Source organism: Bacillus sp. FSL K6-1560, assembly GCF_038592935.1.
Taxonomy (GTDB): domain Bacteria; phylum Bacillota; class Bacilli; order Bacillales; family Bacillaceae; genus Bacillus; species Bacillus subtilis.
This window is the reverse complement of record NZ_CP151946.1, coordinates 1,530,595-1,550,179: the sequence shown is the minus strand read 5'-3', so window position 1 is coordinate 1,550,179 and position 19,585 is coordinate 1,530,595. Positions and strand designations below refer to the sequence as shown.

The window sequence follows — 19,585 nt, the reverse complement described above, 5'->3', positions numbered from 1 at the left end:
TTTAAATTTAAGTCACTGTAATAATACTTCTCTTCATTTAACAAATCCTCCCACCCGGGTTAAACTTCATAAATTTGACATAATAGGATTATAAAGGTTATTATCTGGTGAATTCGTGAACCAAGAGCCTCGTCTATATCCAAAATCTCATCGACTGTTAACTCAGAAGAAATCAGCAAAGGCTTATGATTCAAATAACGATAATTTAAGACTGACTGGATTTGTTCAACCTGCCAATCGGTTGCCCTTGGCTGACTGTTTATTGGTTTGAATAAGTCATCAATGAATAGGACTTCGACCTTTCTCATGACATCGAGTTTTACAACTAAGTTGTCAAGTTATGCCAGCAATACTTATCATAATCTTCTGGAATCATGGTACTTGCAAGGAAAGAAAAAAAGGGCTCTTAAATCCGTTTAAATCTAAACACAAAAGAACCGCAACTGGCGGTTCTTTTAGTATATATTCCCATTTGCCTTCATCATTATTGGACAGTACCATAATCAAAATCAATATCTTTCTTGTCTAAATCCCCCTCAAAATTTTTAGCATAAGTCATTGTTAAATGTACGCTTTTATCTATCCACCAAGTTCCATCATCAGTATTAGTATCCCAAGTAACATCTATATCTCTTCCCAAATTCTCAAAAAACACCAAATTTCCAACAGCTACTGTTTTTCCATTGATTTTGTAATATATTAGAACAATTTTCTTATCAAATATACCTGTCCCGTGCTTTACGATTGTTAAACTATAAGGCTTATTAGGACATTGCTCTTCAAGTATAACTTCAGGATTTAAAAATAAAACATAACAAATGAATAGAATTGGTACAATCGTTAACCTTTTTAATACTTTTTTATTGATATTTAACCTCTTCAACATAGTCCTCCCTTTTTAACAATCCATTTCATTTGGGATACACCCCCATCATTGAAGGTATTTCCTATGAAAAATGATTTTGAAGCTCATAGGAACCCTTACATGACAGGGTTTTTGTTGTTTTTTCATTGTCTATTAAGATCTAAATCAAAAAAAGCTATAAAAAATAAGGAGTGATACATATTATACATGACTAATATGTATCACTCCTTTAGTTTTTGTTCAATAATCGCCCCCGATAGTGGGATAAGAAATAGCAAAAGAACTTGCTATTTCTCAAATACATCAACCAAATGTTCAATGTTAGTTTGTTTTTCATACACACTAATAATAAAAGTAAAACCTTATTAAAACTTTACAAGACAAACTGAATCGACTATAGTCTAATTAGACTAAAATATTGATGTAAAGAAGTGAAAAATTAGATGATAAAGTCTTTTTTAATGTTGGGGCAGTCGAATATGGCGGGCCGTGGATTTTTGAATGAAGTAGACCCGATCTATAATGAAAAAATAAAAATGCTGCGCAATGGACAGTGGCAGATGATGACAGAGCCGATTAATTACGACCGTCCGGTTTCCGGCGTTGGCCTGGCGGCATCTTTTGCAGATGCTTGGTCGAAAGCTCATCCTGATGAAGAAATTGGCTTGATCCCTTGTGCCGAAGGTGGCAGTTCATTGAATGACTGGCATCCGGAAGGCATCCTTTTTCAGCATGCTTTGTCCGAAGCCCGCTTCGCCCTCCGGTCCAGTCAAATTTGTGGAATCCTTTGGCACCAAGGTGAGAGTGACAGTTATCGTTCGCTACATGAAACTTATTACGAGAAATTAACTCTTATCATCGAGACACTAAGAAACGAGTTGGAACTTGATGAGGTACCGTTGATTATTGGAGGGCTTGGTGACTTTCTTGGAAAGACCGGTTTTGGACAGCACGCGACTGAATTTCGACAGGTTAATGAACAATTGCTGCGTTTTGCTAATGAACAACAGAATTGTTATTTTGTTACTGCAGCAGGTTTGACTGCGAATCCTGATGGCATTCATTTAGACGCAGCTTCACAACGCAAATTCGGTTACCGCTATTTCGAGGCTTTTTCGAAAAAGTACCATATCCTGAAACCCATTTCGGGAGAGGAGCAATCGCTGAAAGTGAATGGTGACTATTCTAAAACAGAACAGATTTACCTTCATAGTATGGATTTGGCTTCGGGTAAAATCACGTACGCGGAATTTGAGGCGCGGATGGCGAAGGTGATGAAACCATGATTCCCTTACTTATCCTTGGCTTGCTAATCCAAAACCCCGGAGCTCACGGCTATGAACTTTTGGCCTTAATGGAAAAACGTCATTACAAATACATTGTTAACTTCACGAAAGGTTCATTTTATTACAATCTGCAGCAGCTTGAAGAAAAGTGTTTTATTGAACAGATTGAGCAGAAACCCTCAACCAGCGGGCGTGAAATCCGTAACTACAAAGTCACAGATTCGGGAAGGGCAGAATTCGAAAAATTAATGATCAAATACGGCGCCAAATCGGAATATGTGAACCTGCAATTTTATGGGGCGTTACTCTTTGCAGATGAATTCGACAAAAATAAATTACTGGAGCTGATCCAATCACAAATCGATCAGACTAAAACTCGAATCGAGCTCCTAGATGAATACCTGTCCATCACTCAAGAAATTCCCGGCACAATCGATTACTTTCGCCGTATGAACGAAAATTCCCGTTCACATCACTTGGTTAATTTAGAGTGGTTTGAAAAATTGAAAGCAGAAATAGAATCGACTATTGCAGAAAAAAAAATGCAAAGTTAAATATAAGAATATTAGTTACCTACATATAAAACCTGTGTCGTAGATATTTAGTAACATCTTTGATACAGGTTTTATACTCCTTCTTTAATTAAACCACAATAGGGTTGTCAACACTTGCCCTCAACAAGAGCAAGTGAATCAGCTCCGTGTTCTTCTTTTTCAATCGCTAGCCGTTAGTTTAATTAGAATTCAAATAATCCAAGACACGGTCAACTCTTTCATTGACTGAGTGATCGCCTTCAATCTTTAGCACTGGACAAGATAAATCTGCCATCCAATGTTCGTGTAATGCTTTACTTCTAACTCCCATTCCAGCAGTGTCATATAAAGAAGCCCACTCTAAAAATGCTTTTGATTGTTCATATTTACTGCCACCGGCTAACACTTCATTTCCATAACGCAGAAATTCCCTATGCCTTAATCTCTCAAGCCGTATTTCTTGTGGAATCCATAAGAAGACGACAAGGTCAAAATAACTTTTTAGATTATCGCCCCAGCCACACACTGCACCAGAAAGAATCCATTTCTCATTTATTGTTAAGTCTGTTTCAAGCAACTTTCTTCTTTCAGGAATTTCTCTTTTTTTAGTGAATTTATCTAACCAATAGTAATTATCAGTATCAAGATGCGTATGAGGCAAACGCTTTGATAATGCAGCACCTAATGTTGACGTTCCGGCACCAGAGGCTCCCAATATGTGAATATTTTTTTTCATACTTCCCCCTCCTTATTAAGCAACCAAACTCCCTGTTTGTTGCATAAGGTACTTACTATCATTTTGACATAAATCCCTAAAGACCTTTACTTTTCTAGAGAAATCCAGATGCGTGTTAAAATCATCATACTTACGAAAACAGTCATTATTAAACGGATTCATATTCCATCTCCTTAGACGCATTTTCCTGTGAAAAAAGTCTTGATTTCCCTATAATATTTAAACGAATCCAATTTTTAGATTGTCTTCTTTAAGGAGGTTTTTCATCTTGAGGTATACAAACAGTCATTTAGAGGATTGGATTGAAAACTTATACAGACAGCGGAATTTATAACATATGCTTGGACAGCCGAAAAAACCGAATTGAACGATAGTATGATTTCGCTCATGAATTTTGCCATATATATAGACATGAAGGCGATAAAAAAACAATGCCTGCAACTTGGACAGATTATTTAGAGTGGCAGTCCAATTATTTTACATATCACTTTTGCATTCCAACTTTCATGTTGCGTAATATTAATCTTTCGTACATACAATCACATGCAATTGAAAATATAGCTTGGTTATTTAAGGTATCCCCTTCGTTTGCGAAGAAACGTTTGAGCATTTATTACAGGAAGCTGACTCAACCTTTATTTAATCAAACAGTTACGGGAAATCTGTGCACCCCCCTTTTGTAATGAATAATGAAATCCTCATGCATTTGCGCGCATTGAAAAAAACAAAAAAAGACGTCTCCCTTCACGATCCGATCGGGCAGGATAAGGAAGGGAATGAAATAAGCCTGATTGACGTTTTGAAATCAGAAAACGAAGACGTGATAGATACGATCCAGCTCAATATGGAGCTTGAAAAAGTGAAACAATACATTGACATTTTAGATGACCGTGAGAAGGAAGTGATTGTCGGGCGATTTGGACTTGATTTGAAGAAGGAAAAAACGCAGCGAGAGATTGCCAAAGAACTCGGTATCTCACGCAGCTATGTATCGCGGATAGAAAAGCGGGCGCTGATGAAGATGTTTCATGAGTTTTATCGGGCAGAGAAGGAAAAGCGGAAGAAGGCGAAGGGGAAATAATGCAGAAGAGGCCGGATCTCATATTCCGGCTTTCTCTATTTGAAAGAGTTATGAAAATCATTTTTTTCATCGCTGATAAGCTCTCCGAGAAAGACAGGCAGGATCGTAACAAATAACTTGACCTATAAGTCCCTTGCTTGCATCCTCTCTCAAGCATTCAAAGCCGGACGTTCTAAAAGCTCCCCAGAAAATCCTTCATCGGCATACTTCAGCACATCCTTAGTCCCTGCTTTCTTTATACAGGCCTCGAACTGGCTGTCGATGCTCGATCCCTTGATCGCTTGTTCCTCGGTATATTGCTATCACCCTGGATCTCCTGCCTATGCGGTCCCTCGATGATTATTACCTCCATAAAATGCATCACCCCTTGGGTAATGCTGCGTAATACCTGTTTGTCCTAATGAGGTGATTTTCAATGAGTATGAAAACAAATAAAAAAACCGATGGTTTGAACCATCGATCTGTTTTCTATATCACTGGGCCCTCAATATAGTAAATCTAGCTCATTGGTTATGAAAGCTTATTTTCATTACACACTCTATATTCATTTGTTATCATTTCTATACGTTTATATCAATTATGGTAAAAAATGGTTAAAAAAAACCAATAAACGTCCATCCTAACTTTTTCATCTTATTTATTAAGAATTTTAACCTCTTCCTTGTAAAATAAAGAGCGATTTTCATCTCCAGACAGTTAATGCTATTTCATCGGGACATGTCTGTTAAAGTAGCCAATAAATACATTCAGATATCCACTTACAACCACGATTCAATTTGATCCACTACAGATTTCTGCTGACATTAAACAGATAGACTTATAAAAATCTGTACCATTTCCCTTTCACAATTAGGACATTTCGGCGGCGTATCGGCATAATGCGAACTAATTTATTAATGTTCAACAACAGAATTTCGTCTATTGGCAATAAAGAATCCACAAATCATTGCAAGAATGGCCATCGCCCACCAGAACGTTGAGATCGCCTGATCATGATCGATGATAATCAAACGAATGACAGCTGTGATGCCAATATAAATGAAGTAGCGAAGCGGAAAATGAAAGTCTGATTTGAAGTATTTGATAATTAAAGCAATGAACTCAAAGTACATGAAGAATATAAGCAGTTCTCCAAGCATCTCATAATAGCTGTCCACTTTGTTGAACAGTGACTTGTATACGAATAGCACAATGTACCAAGTCTCGCTGATCAGAAGTGCGCTTAAGGCTAACGCCAGAAAGAACAGACAGACGTTGAGAAGCGCTTGTAACAGGTAAGGCACCTTTTTGAATTTGTTAGAAAATCTCATCATGTTGTCTCCTATTTCAATATATTCGTGGTTTTTATTCTCAGCCTACATCTTGGTGTTCCAAAATCGTAGCACAATGTAGTACTTAGAATTCTTTTGTATACTGTGAAACTGTCCCTGCATGCGGGACATCAGTCGCGCAATGCTTCTTTCACCGAGTCCGTTGCTTTCCGGTGTTATATCTGCAAGTTTAATCGTATTGCTAACATGGATCTCAAATATCTCTTGATCCGATACAAACGTGATGCTGATTTTTTCTTCCGGATCTGCGTATTTCAATAAGTTTGACATCACATTATCAAATACACGACCAAGCTCCTCCAAATTCACGTTAATATAGGTTTCCGGCAGCTCGCCTGAAATATGGACCCGAAAATGCTCCTGATGAAGGATAGCAATCTGATCTGATATTAGATCGTAGATCACTTCTTTCACTGCAACGGTCTCCAGATCGGCCTCATATTCCTTGTCCAGCAGGAAATACGCAAACAGATTGTCAGACAAGCTTTTTAATTGCAGTGCTTTACCATAAGCATTGGCTACATACCGATCTTTGCTGGCACCCGCTTCGCCTCCCTCTTTTTTGGCAAACTCCAGATTCATGATCAGCGACGTCAGCGGTGTGCGCATATCGTGCGACATTTCGGTAACCAGGCTGCGGCTCTCAGCTTGCAATTCCTCGATAGCTTTAAGTTTATCCAGGAAAGCTTTCCGCAGATCCTCAATGCTCTTTGCAATCATCGCTAATTCATCATGCCCTTTTATCGTCATCTCGTAGTCCAGTTCGCCCCCTTCAAGAATATGAATCTCTTGGTGAATCGTTTTAAGGTAGCGAAGACTTTGGCGAATTCCGAAGAGAACAATGATTAAAAAGATGAGGGTTGCCCCGAGCAAATCCAATGCAAAGGCCAGATCATAATATCGGGAAGAGTAGAAACCGTCGATAATGACTCGTCCTTCACCATCGCTAAACTTGACAGGATGTGAATGATTTTGAGCGTACTGAGTCAGCTTTTCCTTTCCATAATCCGATTCGGAATAAATAGAATCATATTGCAGCTCCTGATCCTTGAATATGGTGAGGTTAATGTAATTTTCTTTTTTGACCCACTTGCCAAACGCTTTTCTATCTGATGTAGACAACTCATTTTCTGAAACGTACTTGCTGAATTTTTGAATGTATCTTGCTGACTCCTTGTGATAATACTCTTCCGAACTCAGATATCCCTCGATCAGATCATCTGTGATCTTTTGCAACGTCAGAAAGATCACACCACTCACAATCGCAGCAACCATTATCAGCAAAGCCAGTTTTTTGGTTAACGTAAATTTAAGATGCGCCAAATCGATATCCTCTTCCCCATTCAGTTTTTATATAAACCGGACGTGCCGGATCATCCTCAATTTTGGAGCGCAGCTTCCGTATATGCACCATCACCGTATTGTTGGAACAGTAAAAGTAAGGCTGTCCCCACACACTCTCATATATATTTTGGGCAGAAAATATTTTGTTGCGTTTGCTCATCAGTAGTTTCAGGATACGATACTCCAGATCTGACAACTTGATTTGCTTCTCCTCTTTCCACACCTCATTAAATTCTTCGCTCACTCTTAGTTTGCCCCCGATAAGAAATGTTTCTTCCTGTTCCTTCTTTTCCTGATAGATAGTATATCTGCGTAATTGAGCAATCACTCTAGCGTGAAGTTCCTCTTCCGAGAATGGTTTAGTCATATAATCATCGCCGCCGGCGAGTAATCCCTCAGTTTTATCGAGTGTACTCGATCTGGCCGTCAGAAACAGAATCGGGACGTTAGAGGATTTCCTGATGTGCTGACATGTTTCAATTCCCGAAATGCCTGGCATCATAATATCCAAAATAACCAAATCAAGCGAGTCATTCACAAGTTGCAATGCTCGCTTTCCATCCTTGGCTCTTAGCACATCGTAACCTGCACGTGTAAGGGATTCCTCCAAAAGATCACCAATATCCTCATCATCCTCTACGACTAATATTCGATAGGCCATGTCTCTCTCACCTCATGATTCTTGTTGTTATTTCTCGTGTGTCCTTACTATATATCGTTCATAGTAATAAGTACGTTATAAGATACTACGTAAATCTTAACAATTTATGAAAGCTGATGCTCGCCACAAATTTGTCACATTTTCTAAAAAAATGATGACTCTTCATAAATTGTTAAGATTCGGTCTTTATATTTATCCATTGTAAGGCTCAAGTTTTTAAGATCCGCACTACACATTGCCGTGATAAATGGGAAAGGAGTATTGATATGATTGTACAAAAAGAAGGACGCGGGCAACCGGTGAGTCTGCGGGAACGGGTTCATTTTCTGGACATCGTACGAGGATTTGCCTTGCTTGGCATTATTATTGTCAATTATTTTCTGATCGTAGATTCAGTAAAGGGATTCGAAATGGCCTCCGATGACGTACTGCATAAGCTGGTTTCCTGGTTTGCCGAAGGGAAATTCGTTACGTTATTCTCCTTCCTGTTCGGAGTCGGGTTTATGATCTTTATGGATCGAGCCGCGCAGAAGGTAGAGAGTCCCAACAAGCTGTTTGCCCGCAGGTTATCTATCCTGTTGGGATTTGGCATTTTGCACATCACATTTGTTTGGGTCGGTGACATATTGGCCTTTTACGTCGTAAGTGGCTTCCTTTTACTCGCCTTCTATAAACGCACGGCCAAAACGGTGCTTAGATGGATTATCGCACTTATCGTGTTTCAATTCCTGACTCCTGTTTTCACAATGTTGTACAATGTCATCAATACTGCTGGGTCAAAAAAACCGAATTTTTCAGAGTTTACTTTGTTTAGCCACAGCAGCCTTACCTACATGGAATCCATCAGCACTCGGTGGACAGATATGGTCACGATGGCTGCCGGCTCTTTCTCTATGATCTATTCCATGTTTCTCATGTTTCTGCTGGGCGTGTACTTTGTTAAGATGGAATTTTTCAAAGACATGGAAGCGAAAAAGCCTATATGGAAGCGTATCTGGATCATTAGCACAATCGCTTTTCTCATAACACAAAGCAGTATATTACTAGACATGTTTAATCTTTCTGAGAATATGCTGTGGAAGGACATTTCCTCTGTCTTGGGTCAAAATGGCGGCTTAACCGGAAGTATGTTTTATATGAGCACTTTTGCAATGCTGTTTCTATACGTTCCTCAGCTGCGAGGCCCTATGATGATATTCACCAAAGTCGGACGGATGTCATTGACCTGTTATCTGCTTCACTCTATCATTGGAACAGTTCTGTTCCTCAGGTACGGATTCGGGCTTGCGGATCATATTCAATCCGCCGGCACGTTCATGTTCATTCTGGCCGTGTACTTCGTGCTTATGAGCTTTAGTACATTGTGGTTGAAACGGTTTAGGTACGGTCCGATGGAATTAGTATGGCGCAAGCTGACGTACGGCAAAGTAAACGGGAGTCCCAAAGCAACTCCGCTGCATTCGGAAAAATCTATTCAGAAATAACCCCCTTGCACAGATTGCATGACTTCAAATTAGTGTTGTTGAATGAAGCGGGCATTAAACGGACAGATTTGATATATGGACTAGTTATTATTATATCATTTAGGCTTCTTTGGGCTAATAAATCCACCAGAGTTTACCCAATGTGCATTGCTCATGATCGAATCTAAATTGAATCTTTTACGCATGTTCATAGTCAAAGGCGCCCCATTCGACTATTTTTGTAACTTTTCGCAGGAAAATTCGAGAATGATGACAAATCCCGCCTACGACACTTAATACGGTAGTGAACAATAGTAAATTAGGGTTACATGCAGCTTGTTTTCCAATGAAACAAAGAAAAAGAATCATACTAAAAGACAGGAGAAAGCTTTTGAAGTATTTTAACGCCAAATTTACCGCGGAAGAAAGAGCGACGGAATCACATTTTGTGAAAAGACCTCGCAGGGCATCTCGAATGTTTTACTGAACGACTGAACTCTATATTTTAGCAACTGAGGGAGTGAACAATCATGAAAACTAAAAATGAACCAAAAGTTATTCTGGAACTAGCAAAGGAATCTGATCTGCCAGAATTCCAAAAAAAATTACAAGAAGCCTTTGCGATCGCCGTGATTGAAACGTTCGGTGATTGCGAAGATGGGCCGATTCCATCGGACAATGATGTTCAGGAGTCTTTCAATGTTCCCGGAGCAGTGGTATATCATATTCTTCAGGATGGTAAGAATGTCGGTGGTGCAGTAGTACGTATCAACAGCCAAACAAATCATAATTCGCTAGATTTATTCTATGTATCTCCAGAATATCACAGCCAAGGGATTGGTCTTTCTGCTTGGAAAGCCATTGAAGCACAGTATCCGGATACTGTGCTTTGGGAAACCGTGACACCTTATTTCGAAAAGCGAAATATCAACTTCTATGTGAATAAGTGTGGATTTCATATCGTAGAGTTCTACAATGAACATCACTCTGATCCGCATATGCATCGCAATGGACGTGAAGATGACAAGCCCCTACTGAATGATGATGACTTTTTCAGATTTGTAAAGATTATGAAAAAAAAGGACTAAACAATTGAACACGGCGAGATGCCACAGAGAGTTGCTGGTAACTTTTTTATATTTCATTATCAGAGGAAGGTAATAATGATGTTTAAAAGGTGTTTTGATCCCTGTCTCATAAACAGGGGTCAAAACACCTTTGAATCATCGGTTTCTTTTCTGACATATACCACGCCCACTAGTCCCTCAACAGTAAAAACATATCATGAGTTACAAAAGCTTTTATTCAAAGCATATGTTTACTTTATTTATACTTATTTTCATCATTTTTCAGAATTCTGGACACAAATCGGGTACCTATTAGAGACCAAGGAACTCTACATTTCATTAAGAAATACGTACTCATTGCCCTGCTTTAATTAATTTTAAGCCCTCGCACTATGCCCCCCCTGAATTAAGTATTCGATGTAACTTTGAAATTAAGTTTATGAAAATCTGTCACAAACCCTTATTTTCATAACACATCATTTGTTTCAGCTTCCCTCGCGAATACCGGATTAATGCTCGGCTTTAAGATAGTCAACCAATCTCTCCGCACTGTTCTTAACATCTTCTTTTGAAAGATGAAGTGTCCCATATTGTGTAAACGCAGGAAGAAAACGCATTCCTATATAGTTAGCAGTGACTTGAAACGGTCTGATAAGCTCGCTGATCGTGATATTATATTCTCCGCCTGCTTGATAATCAGATTCCTGTGCGCCTAAAGAGATAGCTAAGAGTAGTTCTTTTCCATGCAATTTAGTTCCTCCAGTTCCATAAGCCCAGCCATGTGTTAACACATCATCTTCCCATTGTTTGAGTAACGCGGGACTGCTGTACCAATACATTGGGAACTGAAAAACGATACGCTCATGATCTAACAGGAGCTGCTGCTCTTTTTCTACATCAATGATAAAATTAGGGTATTCACCGTACAGGTCATGAACCGTAATGTCTTTCTCTTGCTTTAAACGATTCATCCAGGTTTTGTTGACAACAGACGTTTCCAAGTTAGGATGTATAACGATAACTAATGTTTTCATTAGACTGATTATCCTTTCTTTGCCAATTAGTTATTATTGCTTTTACGATAATGAATTGATTCTAATTTTAAAATAGCATTTTTATTTACACCTATTTTATCCTTTTTCATGAATTCAGGGCAACTAATTGGGCACCAAAATCAACGATGACTTAAGACATTGTTTTGTAGAAATCCGATATAACAGAATAATCCCTCATTCAGAAAATTTCCACCTTTTTCCTCAATCCTTACCAATTTAAACTCATTAAGGAGATACTTTATCACCAACTTTAAATAATAATGGAATAAGTGCTAATAAAATAATTCCTACAACCAACGTAGATATTATTAACTCCTTCCATACAATCAAATTCTTTAAAAACATTTGATAAATAACTAATGAGTTTACTGGAATGTTAAGCAATAAGCCCGTAAGAAGTCCAGGTGCATACTTTTTCATTACAACAGTTGCGATAAGATGTGGAAAAATAGCGTTGATAACCATAGAACCTAGAAAGCCAATGAAAATCCATTTTGCAATATCTGATTCTGGCATATATAAAAACCAAATGCAGATAAATAAGCCAACATAGTTATAACAATGACAGCAAAATGAAATTCATTTGAAGTTACTGGCTTTTGAAACTTTGAAGATTGTTGTGACCACTCAGGTAACCAAATAGCTTCCTCAATATTATGAAGTGTAATAGCAAAACAAAAAAATGCTACGAAATAAACCACCTATCATTTCCTCCTCGGTGCCACAACCAATATGGTTTGGCAACATTATATTACATTTGAGGCTGATTGGATATGGTGTTAAAAGAGAGAAGAATCTGCCTTAGTAGTTGCTTCTTAATTATATGTGCAATAACGTGTTGTTACGTGGCATGTCATATTCAAATATAATAACTCTAAAGCAAACAAAGATACCTATATAGTTTGGCATCCTCTTTTTAGTTCGAGTCCCTCTATTTATTTTGGGCACAAAATAGACCTAATTTATATTGACTTATTATACCCATCACATACCATACCCCTTAAACCAATCAGGATTAAAAAAAAAGGTGATCAAAGATTAAGTTATGGTCTCTTTTATTTTATGAATGCTGTCTTAATGCAAAACAACACTGGACACCACTAAGTCAAATGCATTTCATGGTACTATAGTCAAGACTTGTCCAAGTCACCATTATCAAAATGAATTTCATCAAACACTTGAAATATTTATTGAACGCGGCCAAGTGTCATAACATTAATAAGAAACCAACGAGTGATGAATCTTTTAATCTTTCATTTTACCCGCTGGCTCATATCAAAGGAGCTCTAACCAAATTTTAATAGCTGTCGCACTTATTAATAGCGCTAAAATCCATTGCAGGAATTTTGTATTTGCTTTTTGCCCAACTGATGCGCCAATAGGAGAAGCTATTAAACTAGTAATCATAAGAACCAGAGCTGGTACAAAAAGAACCTGGCCCGTGATTACTTTTCCAACTGTTGCGCCAATGGATGAAAGAAATGTAATCGCAAGAGATGAAGCGACTGTGACTCTAACAGGAATATTTAAAATCGATAACATAATGGGGACTAGGATAAAGGCGCCGCCAGCTCCTAAAATACCTGATACGCCACCAATGATAAACGCTAAGGAAGAAGCCAACCATTTATTAAATATCACTTCTTTGTCTTCGCTATGTTCTTGTCCTTTTTTAGGTATCAACATTAAAATAACTGCTAAAATAGCCAGAATTCCGTATATAAAGTTAATTCCTTTTTCAGATATGTAATGAGAAAAGTAACTCCCCAATACACTCCCTAAAAGGATGCTGCTTCCCATGTAGATAATTAATGCTTTATTTAGAAGACCACTCTTACGATAAGCCCAAACACCGCCGAGTGTCGCAAAGAAAACTTGAATAGCCCCTATCCCTGAAACTTCATGGGCAGTTAATGACATCACTCCCACTAAAGAAGGAATGTACAATAGCATTGGATAATTAATAACTGCTCCGCCAATACCAATCATTCCGGAAATAAAGGCACCAATAAACCCTATAATGAAAAGAGTTGTGATAAAGGCAATATCCACTTTGGTTTCCTCCTTTCAAAGGAAAAGGGTATCTTTTTATTCGATACCCTTTCACATTATTAGCCTTTTTTAATCCAGAATTTCAATACATCACCTTCATCAGTTTGCTCTAAAAGGTCATGCCCGCCTGATTTAGACCAAGCTGCAAGATCACTTTTAGCTCCCTTATCTGTTGCATGCACTTCTAATATTTGACCTGATTCCAGTTCATTCATCGCTTTTTTTGTCCTGACGATTGGCATTGGGCATGCCAGGCCTTTTGCGTCTAATACTTTATCTGATTTCATGTTCATCTCTCCTCTTTTTAATAGAAACTTGTGTTACCGTATTGCACAGCGGTTTGGGCCAATCTCCATTTCACGCTGTTTTTCTTCATCTGGGCTGATTTTCCCCATGTTTGTTTCTCGAATCTCTTGGTATGCATTTGGTTGCGGAGGCAAATGATCTGTTACTAGGTGTCTAAATTCTGTTTCATCCGCAATGTTCAAACCATGGTTCTCGCTAAATAATGTACTTAGTTTTTTACCAACACTTCCATCCTCATTTAGCTCGTCAATGATCATAAAGTGTGCTGGTAATACAATTAAATCCTTTGATAACGCTTTGTAACGGCTATAAAGCGTTTTTCTTAAATCTCCTACCCAATCTTCTGCCATACCGGCTAAGTCTGGTCTGCCAATTGAATCAATAAACAAAATATCACCTGAAAGAAGATACAGATCATCGACAATGAAAGAAGTGGACCCAATCGTGTGCCCCGGAGAATAAATCGGTTGAATTTTAATCTTTGTATTTCCAATGATCATGTCATTTCCTTCTTCCAACGGCTGATAATCGAATACCACTTCTTCAGCATCTTTAGGCGGTAACCAGTAGGTTGCTTTTGTTTTTTCAGCAATGACTCTGCCGCCTGAAATATGGTCCGCGTGAAGATGTGTATCAAATACGTGAGTAATCGTTGCACCCTTCTCCTTCGCAAAATCCATAAAGAAATCTACCATACGTGTCGCATCAATAATTGCTGCTTCACCATTGGAAATGACCATGTATGACAAGCAGCCTTTACCGATTCGAACAAACTGATACATCTCACCGCCATCTTTTAAATCCCCGACTTTTACCGGCTCTAAATGTTCGCTCCATGCTTTCATTCCACCCTTAAGGTAGGATACAGAATGACCTGCTTCAGAAAGCATTTCGGATACCATGACGGATGAACCTTCTTTTGCGCAAACGACCAGCACTTCTTTATCAGAAGGAATTTTCTCCAAGATATCTTCTACGCCATCTAAAAGATCAAAATAAGGAACATTCAAATGGTCAAAGTCATGCCCTTCTATCTTCCAATCGTTAAAATCATTTTCATTACGCACATCCAAAATAAATAAAGGTTCTTTGTTAAAGATTTTTTTTGTCACTTCTTTTGGGGTCATTGCCTTTACGGTCATGTTTCAATACCTCCTATATCGAATCTTTTAGCGGGACTAAAATGTTAAGGATACATCAGCATCTTTAGTAAAATCTAATAAGGTAACAGCCCCGCCTACTTCGATTCCTTCCATAAAATCATCTTTTGTTAAACCCATAACGTCCATCGTTATTTGACAACCAAATCATGCAACTCCCATTTCAATCAGTTTAGGAATAGAAGGCACATTTGCTTTCTTACAACCTTCTGCGACATGTTCTTTTCCTTGTCGCAATATTACAGACTTTATAAGCATCAAACAGACCGCCATTTGCCGCAATAATCGCTACTCTTGTACTCATCTGTTCATCATGCTTTTTATTTATTCGGTTTTACCTGTCCAATCCCGCATACCGGGGACAACATTAATAACCTTTTTAAAACCTTGTTTCTTCATGGTGCGGGCCGCCATTTCACTCCTTCTTCCCGAATGGCAGATAATATAAATTTCATCATTTTTGTTTAATTCGTCAGAGCGCTTTTCCACTTCACCAAGAGGGATATGCACAACTCCAGGGATATGAGCTTTTTCATATTCCTCTATCTCTCTAACATCTAAAATGTTAAGAGACTCGTCACTATCTACTTTCTGTTTGAAAGCTTCTAATGAAATCTCAGGAATTGAAGATGCATTTTCTGATGAATGCTCTCCTCCTTTTCGAAGAAAATGACGAAGTATTTCTCCCTCTGCTTCAGTACCTAGATATTCATGGCCTGTACTTTTTGCCCATGCTTCCAGATCTGCTGTAGAACCTTTATCTGTCGCATGAATTTCCAATACTTCACCAGCTTTTAAATCCTTCATTCTCTTCTTCGTTTTTACGATAGGCATTGGACACGCCAAACCTTTAGCGTCTAGTACAATAGTTGCTTTCATCATTTTTTTCCTCCTTTTCTCATATAGGGGTGGGGGTATATAAATATACAAAAAGTTTCTCACTAGAAGTTAATACCATGTATTCATGCCCCTTTTATATTTGTGATCTTTTTAAATCCTTGTTTCTTCAATATTTTTACTTCCCTTTAAACTTCTCCTTCCGCTTAGCAATGAGTAAATGAGTAACATTAGATAAATAAGTTGACACTGCCTTCCTCAGCATCTGCCAAATAAGCTGCTACACCAGCATAGTCAATATCATCTAATAGTTCTTTTTCCTGTAAACCAAGAAGATCCATTGTCATCGTACAAGCTACGAGCTTTACCCCCTGTTCTTGAGCCATCTCAATCAACTGAGGCAAAGGAAGTGCATTATGCTTTTTCATCACATTTTTAATCATTTTAGGGCCCATACCTGCAAAGTTCATTTTAGATAAACCCATCTTATCAGCACCACGAGGCATCATCTTTCCAAACATTTTTTCAAGAAATCCTTTTTTCACTGGAATCAGCTCTTCTTTACGTAAAGCGTTTAATCCCCAAAAAGTATGGAAGATCGTCACTTCATGATCGTAGGCAGCTGCACCATTTGCAATAATATAGGCTGCCATTGCTTTATCATAATCCCCGCTAAATAAAACAATTGTTGTGCGTTTTGTTTGTTCTGTCATGTTTATTCTCCTAACTAATTACCCCCTCGGGTATATTAAAGTCAAAAAATTTTTTCGAAAGATCTGCTATTATTCAACTCTTTAAATACCGGTAGGGGTATAATATGACGCATATAAAAATTCGTCAACCTTAGGTTGATGAATTTTTATCGGCTCTTTACCAATAAGTCAACTGCTTCTTTTACTAAATTTTGTGTGTCTTCGCCTTTTTCTAAACTTTCACGAACACAATGTTCAAGGTTTGTGCTCACAATTAAACCCATCGCTCGATCGATCGCATTACGGGAAGCTGCTAATTGGGTCACAACCTCTCTACAATCTTTTCCTTGTTCCATCATAGTCAATACACCTTTAATTTGTCCTTCAATCCGTCGTAAGCGGTTTTTAATCTTTTGATCATACTCCATATATCAATGAAATCCTTTCTTTCATTTATTTTTACATTTACATGTTGCCAGTTCATAACTGTTTACATGGATACCTTTGCGCTTTAGAAAACGCACTCCTAAATTTAATTCCACCCGATCACGAGCTATTATGTGTATTTTATCACGTGGAATCTCTAAATAAAAACGTTTTAGATACGCATATGGGATGTTTAAAATAATATCATCCGAAAAATTGGGTACATCGTTATAATGGCGAATATCTAATATTGTCATGTCTATAGCCTTTAATTTATCTTTATGGATACAAGAGATTCCGGTTATAGGATAATAACGTCTATACGTTGCAATGATAATCACAAAAATAAGCAGGAATGCAATAACTAAATAATTGATACTACTTACACCACCTTATTAACTCTTTGTTATTCACAAAACTATAATATACCCCCTCAGGTATATAGTCAAGTGTGAAAGTTACTTACTTTGAGCTGATAGATTCATTCCAATATCCGCGGATTGAAAAAATACTTACATTTCGATAATGCCAATTCTGCTAAAAGTAACTCGAATAAAGAAATAAGCCGATTTTATTTTAAATCGACTTTATTTTATCAATTACTTTTTAAATTAGCACAAGACTGCTTGGATATTACATTGGGTTTCACTTGCATAAAAACAATTCTTAGGTACTGGTTCCCCATGTTTCATGCTGGATGTGACTCCAATTACTCAGAAATCTGCGAATAACTATGCTAATCTTCCGCAGCCACTGCATCTGCTTTGGTTTTATGAACTGTACCAAATGGATGGTTAGGAGGAGCATAAATGGAGTAAAGTTTTAATGGCGTATTACCTGTATTCATCACGTTATGCCAAGTGCCGGCAGGTACAACAATGGCAGAATCATCATAAACATTTCTTTGAAAGTTCAAATGACCTTTGCTCTTTCCCATTTTGACGATCCCACGCCCCTGCTCAATCCGTAAGAACTGGTCAACGTTAGGATGGATTTCCAAACCAATGTTTTCTCCAATACCAAGACTCATCAAAGTAACTTGAAAATGCTTTCCTGTCCATAAAGCAGTACGGAACGTATTGTTTTGTTTTGTGGCTCTATTGATATTTACAACAAATGGTTTTGGTCCATAATCCTTCAAAAGAAGGTTTCTATCTTCATATGAAGAGCGCAAATCGGCACCTCTGTGTACGTTCTCCATCTCATTTGGAATAGTCCAATAAACAGATCTTCCATCATTATACATCGGTACAGTCACATAATAATAACATTGAGGCGAAAAAGGGTTATAGTACATTTTTTGATCCCCACAATTATAAATTTTTGTGATAGTATCCTATGCATTTATTAAGGGAGTGTGCTAAATCAAGAAAATTCAGATTAAACACAAAAATGAATGTTCGATCACCGTTTGATTCACGGATGAATAATTTATCACCGACCTTGTAATCGTTTTCTGGATGTTGAATTTCACTAGCCTTTGTTAACAAGACATCGAATGACACCTTTATATGATGGATTATCAAAGGTCGACGATCCTAAATGGCTTTTGAACATTTACATAGCACAACAACAGAGTATACGGAATTCTGTTGTTTGTCCCCCCCCCTATCCCAGCTCTTTAAGATTTATCTCTTTGGATGCGCCTTGATGGCCAGCTTTTCAGCAGCGTAGTATTTAGCGCCTCCTGAAGCCTTATAGCATATTTCAACGCCGATAGACTTGCGGTTCCCAGTGCCGTTTGTACCGTCACCTGTATGTGGGCTCGTTTTTAGTAAACCAGTTTATATTCTTTTTGGGCACACAACAGAAACAATTTTTCCATATGAAAATCTCGTAATCTTACACCTCTTTAACTTGAAGGAGGATTTTGGCATATGTATTTTCATACCCGTCAACTACCATCTCATCCAGCATATATTCCTCATATGCATTTTCCCCTATTTGCATTCCATTTCTTTCAATGAACTCAATGATTCTCCGGTATGCCTCTTCAGTATTTCCGCCTATTTCATATCCAACTGCATACAGGCCTTTTGGCCGTACATGATAATTTATGTTCTCTGCCCCATCTTTTACTTTTATATAAAAGTAACTGTAATTGTAGAAGTCTTTTTCTAAGATTTGTTCCCGTGCAAAGATTCCGCCTATCGGATATCCTTCATCTAATTCATATTGCTGAACTTCATGAATGAGTTCTGAAATGGCTGCCACATATTTTCGTTCCGGTAAGTTTAATGTTTTTCGGCTTAACATGAATGTTTCTTCATTTAAATATTCAAAAGAAATTGAGGAAAAATCAGTCTCAAGTGCTTGTTCTGTAAGCGTCACTTTTGTTTGTAAGATCGTTTGCAACTGCTTAAGCTCATTTATTTTTTTATCAATCTCAATAGACTTTTCTTTTAGAACATGCAGGATCTTGTCTGGTGTTTTTCCTTTTATTAGACATTTTATTTCTTTTAATGGAACCCCAAGCTCTTTAAATAGAGTGATGACTTGAAAAATCTCAAATTGATGATAGGAATAATATCTATACCCATTTTCTTTTTTTATTTCCGGCGAGAAAAGACCAATCTCATCATAATGAAATAAGGTTTGTTTTTTTACACGGCAGAGCTTCGAAAACTCCCCTGTTGTGAAATACTTCTTAACATCTTCGCTCATAAAAACCTCCTTGACTATACGGTAAC

At 37.8% G+C, this 19,585-nt stretch carries 20 protein-coding genes and 10 pseudogenes; 8 read left to right on the top strand and 22 right to left on the bottom strand.

Annotation, left to right across the window (positions count from 1 at the left end; translation table 11 throughout):
- Positions 1–59 precede the first annotated feature (59 nt).
- Positions 60–335 (bottom strand): annotated as a pseudogene (locus NYE22_RS08355) (ATP-binding protein); the annotation flags it as partial.
- A 149-nt stretch (positions 336–484) separates the two neighbouring features.
- Positions 485–886: a hypothetical protein gene (locus NYE22_RS08350; protein ID WP_080529581.1), complete on the bottom strand. Its 402-nt coding sequence runs from the start codon at positions 884–886 to the stop codon at positions 485–487.
- A gap of 422 nt (positions 887–1,308) precedes the next feature.
- Between NYE22_RS08350 and NYE22_RS08345 the strand changes: the two genes are divergently transcribed.
- Complete coding sequence (locus NYE22_RS08345) at positions 1,309–2,151, top strand: sialate O-acetylesterase (RefSeq protein ID WP_038429350.1); 843 nt, start codon at positions 1,309–1,311, stop codon at positions 2,149–2,151.
- On the top strand, positions 2,148–2,705 hold the full coding sequence (locus tag NYE22_RS08340; protein ID WP_103803722.1) for a PadR family transcriptional regulator: 558 nt from the start codon (positions 2,148–2,150) through the stop codon (positions 2,703–2,705). The genes NYE22_RS08345 and NYE22_RS08340 overlap by 4 nt, the downstream gene beginning before the upstream one ends.
- 178 nt (positions 2,706–2,883) lie before the next feature.
- Here the strand turns inward: NYE22_RS08340 and NYE22_RS08335 are convergent, their stop codons facing one another.
- Entirely contained in the window at positions 2,884–3,420 is a 537-nt protein-coding gene (locus tag NYE22_RS08335; RefSeq protein WP_124072931.1) for an AAA family ATPase, read from the bottom strand.
- Positions 3,421–3,688: 268 nt separating this feature from the next.
- On the opposite strand from NYE22_RS08335, the pseudogene NYE22_RS08330 reads away from it, so the two are divergent.
- The 3 genes and pseudogenes from NYE22_RS08330 to NYE22_RS08320 all read left to right on the top strand — a co-directional run bounded on the left by NYE22_RS08330 (position 3,689) and on the right by NYE22_RS08320 (position 4,617).
- Positions 3,689–4,103 (top strand): annotated as a pseudogene (locus tag NYE22_RS08330) (ImmA/IrrE family metallo-endopeptidase).
- Between the two features lie 5 nt (positions 4,104–4,108).
- A pseudogene (locus NYE22_RS08325) lies at positions 4,109–4,501 on the top strand (sigma-70 family RNA polymerase sigma factor); the annotation flags it as partial.
- A complete protein-coding gene (locus NYE22_RS08320; protein ID WP_123373037.1) occupies positions 4,501–4,617 on the top strand; it encodes a hypothetical protein in 117 nt (38 codons plus the stop codon). The pseudogene NYE22_RS08325 and the gene NYE22_RS08320, both read left to right, overlap by 1 nt.
- Here the strand turns inward: NYE22_RS08320 and NYE22_RS08315 are convergent.
- The 5 genes and pseudogenes from NYE22_RS08315 to yrkP form a co-directional block, all read right to left on the bottom strand.
- Positions 4,583–4,764 (bottom strand): annotated as a pseudogene (locus NYE22_RS08315) (recombinase family protein); the annotation flags it as partial. The gene NYE22_RS08320 and the pseudogene NYE22_RS08315 sit on opposite strands and share 35 nt — an antisense overlap.
- Positions 4,737–4,826 (bottom strand): annotated as a pseudogene (locus NYE22_RS08310) (hypothetical protein); the annotation flags it as partial. The pseudogenes NYE22_RS08315 and NYE22_RS08310, both read right to left, overlap by 28 nt.
- A 568-nt stretch (positions 4,827–5,394) precedes the next feature.
- A complete protein-coding gene (gene psiE / locus NYE22_RS08305) occupies positions 5,395–5,811 on the bottom strand; it encodes a phosphate-starvation-inducible protein PsiE (protein WP_003246154.1) in 417 nt (138 codons plus the stop codon).
- A gap of 45 nt (positions 5,812–5,856) precedes the next feature.
- Positions 5,857–7,155, bottom strand: a complete 1,299-nt coding sequence (gene yrkQ / locus NYE22_RS08300) for a two-component system sensor histidine kinase YrkQ (protein ID WP_342412441.1) — start codon at positions 7,153–7,155, stop codon at positions 5,857–5,859.
- Positions 7,142–7,837, bottom strand: a complete 696-nt coding sequence (yrkP, locus tag NYE22_RS08295) for a two-component response regulator YrkP (RefSeq protein ID WP_342412440.1) — start codon at positions 7,835–7,837, stop codon at positions 7,142–7,144. Before yrkP ends, yrkQ begins: the two co-directional genes overlap by 14 nt.
- Positions 7,838–8,103: 266 nt before the next feature.
- Here yrkP and NYE22_RS08290 point away from each other — a divergent pair, with 266 nt between their 5' ends.
- The 3 genes from NYE22_RS08290 to NYE22_RS08280 all read left to right on the top strand — a co-directional run bounded on the left by NYE22_RS08290 (position 8,104) and on the right by NYE22_RS08280 (position 10,388).
- A complete protein-coding gene (locus NYE22_RS08290; protein ID WP_342412439.1) occupies positions 8,104–9,321 on the top strand; it encodes a DUF418 domain-containing protein in 1,218 nt (405 codons plus the stop codon).
- Positions 9,240–9,488, top strand: coding sequence for a hypothetical protein (locus tag NYE22_RS08285; protein WP_120028412.1), 249 nt, complete (start codon positions 9,240–9,242; stop codon positions 9,486–9,488). Before NYE22_RS08290 ends, NYE22_RS08285 begins: the two co-directional genes overlap by 82 nt.
- 342 nt (positions 9,489–9,830) lie before the next feature.
- Positions 9,831–10,388, top strand: a complete 558-nt coding sequence (locus NYE22_RS08280; RefSeq protein WP_161986211.1) for a GNAT family N-acetyltransferase — start codon at positions 9,831–9,833, stop codon at positions 10,386–10,388.
- A gap of 488 nt (positions 10,389–10,876) precedes the next feature.
- On the opposite strand, the gene NYE22_RS08275 is transcribed toward NYE22_RS08280, so the two are convergent.
- The 14 genes and pseudogenes from NYE22_RS08275 to bltR all read right to left on the bottom strand — a co-directional run bounded on the left by NYE22_RS08275 (position 10,877) and on the right by bltR (position 19,559).
- Entirely contained in the window at positions 10,877–11,401 is a 525-nt protein-coding gene (locus tag NYE22_RS08275) for an NAD(P)H-dependent oxidoreductase (protein WP_003246192.1), read from the bottom strand.
- 246 nt (positions 11,402–11,647) lie between these two features.
- Positions 11,648–12,123 (bottom strand): annotated as a pseudogene (locus NYE22_RS08270) (HXXEE domain-containing protein).
- A gap of 574 nt (positions 12,124–12,697) precedes the next feature.
- Positions 12,698–13,474, bottom strand: coding sequence for a sulfite exporter TauE/SafE family protein (locus tag NYE22_RS08265; protein WP_161986212.1), 777 nt, complete (start codon positions 13,472–13,474; stop codon positions 12,698–12,700).
- A gap of 59 nt (positions 13,475–13,533) precedes the next feature.
- Positions 13,534–13,761: a sulfurtransferase TusA family protein gene (locus tag NYE22_RS08260; RefSeq protein WP_012116896.1), complete on the bottom strand. Its 228-nt coding sequence runs from the start codon at positions 13,759–13,761 to the stop codon at positions 13,534–13,536.
- 33 nt (positions 13,762–13,794) lie between these two features.
- Positions 13,795–14,929 (bottom strand): annotated as a pseudogene (locus NYE22_RS08255) (MBL fold metallo-hydrolase).
- A gap of 29 nt (positions 14,930–14,958) precedes the next feature.
- Positions 14,959–15,244, bottom strand: a pseudogene (locus tag NYE22_RS08250) (DsrE/DsrF/DrsH-like family protein).
- Positions 15,245–15,264: 20 nt separating this feature from the next.
- Positions 15,265–15,822 carry a sulfurtransferase TusA family protein gene (locus tag NYE22_RS08245; protein ID WP_110109440.1) on the bottom strand — a complete coding sequence of 186 codons (558 nt, stop codon included), beginning with the start codon at positions 15,820–15,822 and terminating at the stop codon, positions 15,265–15,267.
- 185 nt (positions 15,823–16,007) lie between these two features.
- Entirely contained in the window at positions 16,008–16,490 is a 483-nt protein-coding gene (locus NYE22_RS08240; protein WP_015251635.1) for a DsrE/DsrF/DrsH-like family protein, read from the bottom strand.
- A 146-nt stretch (positions 16,491–16,636) separates the two neighbouring features.
- Positions 16,637–16,897, bottom strand: a complete 261-nt coding sequence (locus NYE22_RS08235; protein ID WP_003237170.1) for a metal-sensitive transcriptional regulator — start codon at positions 16,895–16,897, stop codon at positions 16,637–16,639.
- A 21-nt stretch (positions 16,898–16,918) separates the two neighbouring features.
- Positions 16,919–17,236 (bottom strand): sulfurtransferase, encoded by a 318-nt coding sequence (locus NYE22_RS08230; RefSeq protein WP_086344106.1) that lies wholly within the window; start codon positions 17,234–17,236, stop codon positions 16,919–16,921.
- A 395-nt stretch (positions 17,237–17,631) separates the two neighbouring features.
- Positions 17,632–18,192 (bottom strand): cupin domain-containing protein, encoded by a 561-nt coding sequence (locus NYE22_RS08225; RefSeq protein WP_342412438.1) that lies wholly within the window; start codon positions 18,190–18,192, stop codon positions 17,632–17,634.
- A 225-nt stretch (positions 18,193–18,417) separates the two neighbouring features.
- Positions 18,418–18,564: pseudogene (locus tag NYE22_RS08220) on the bottom strand (hypothetical protein).
- Positions 18,542–18,673 (bottom strand): annotated as a pseudogene (locus NYE22_RS08215) (hypothetical protein); the annotation flags it as partial. The pseudogenes NYE22_RS08215 and NYE22_RS08220, both read right to left, overlap by 23 nt.
- Before the next feature lie 64 nt (positions 18,674–18,737).
- A complete protein-coding gene (gene bltR, locus NYE22_RS08210; protein WP_041850099.1) occupies positions 18,738–19,559 on the bottom strand; it encodes a multidrug efflux transcriptional regulator BltR in 822 nt (273 codons plus the stop codon).
- Between the last annotated feature and the right edge of the window lie 26 nt (positions 19,560–19,585).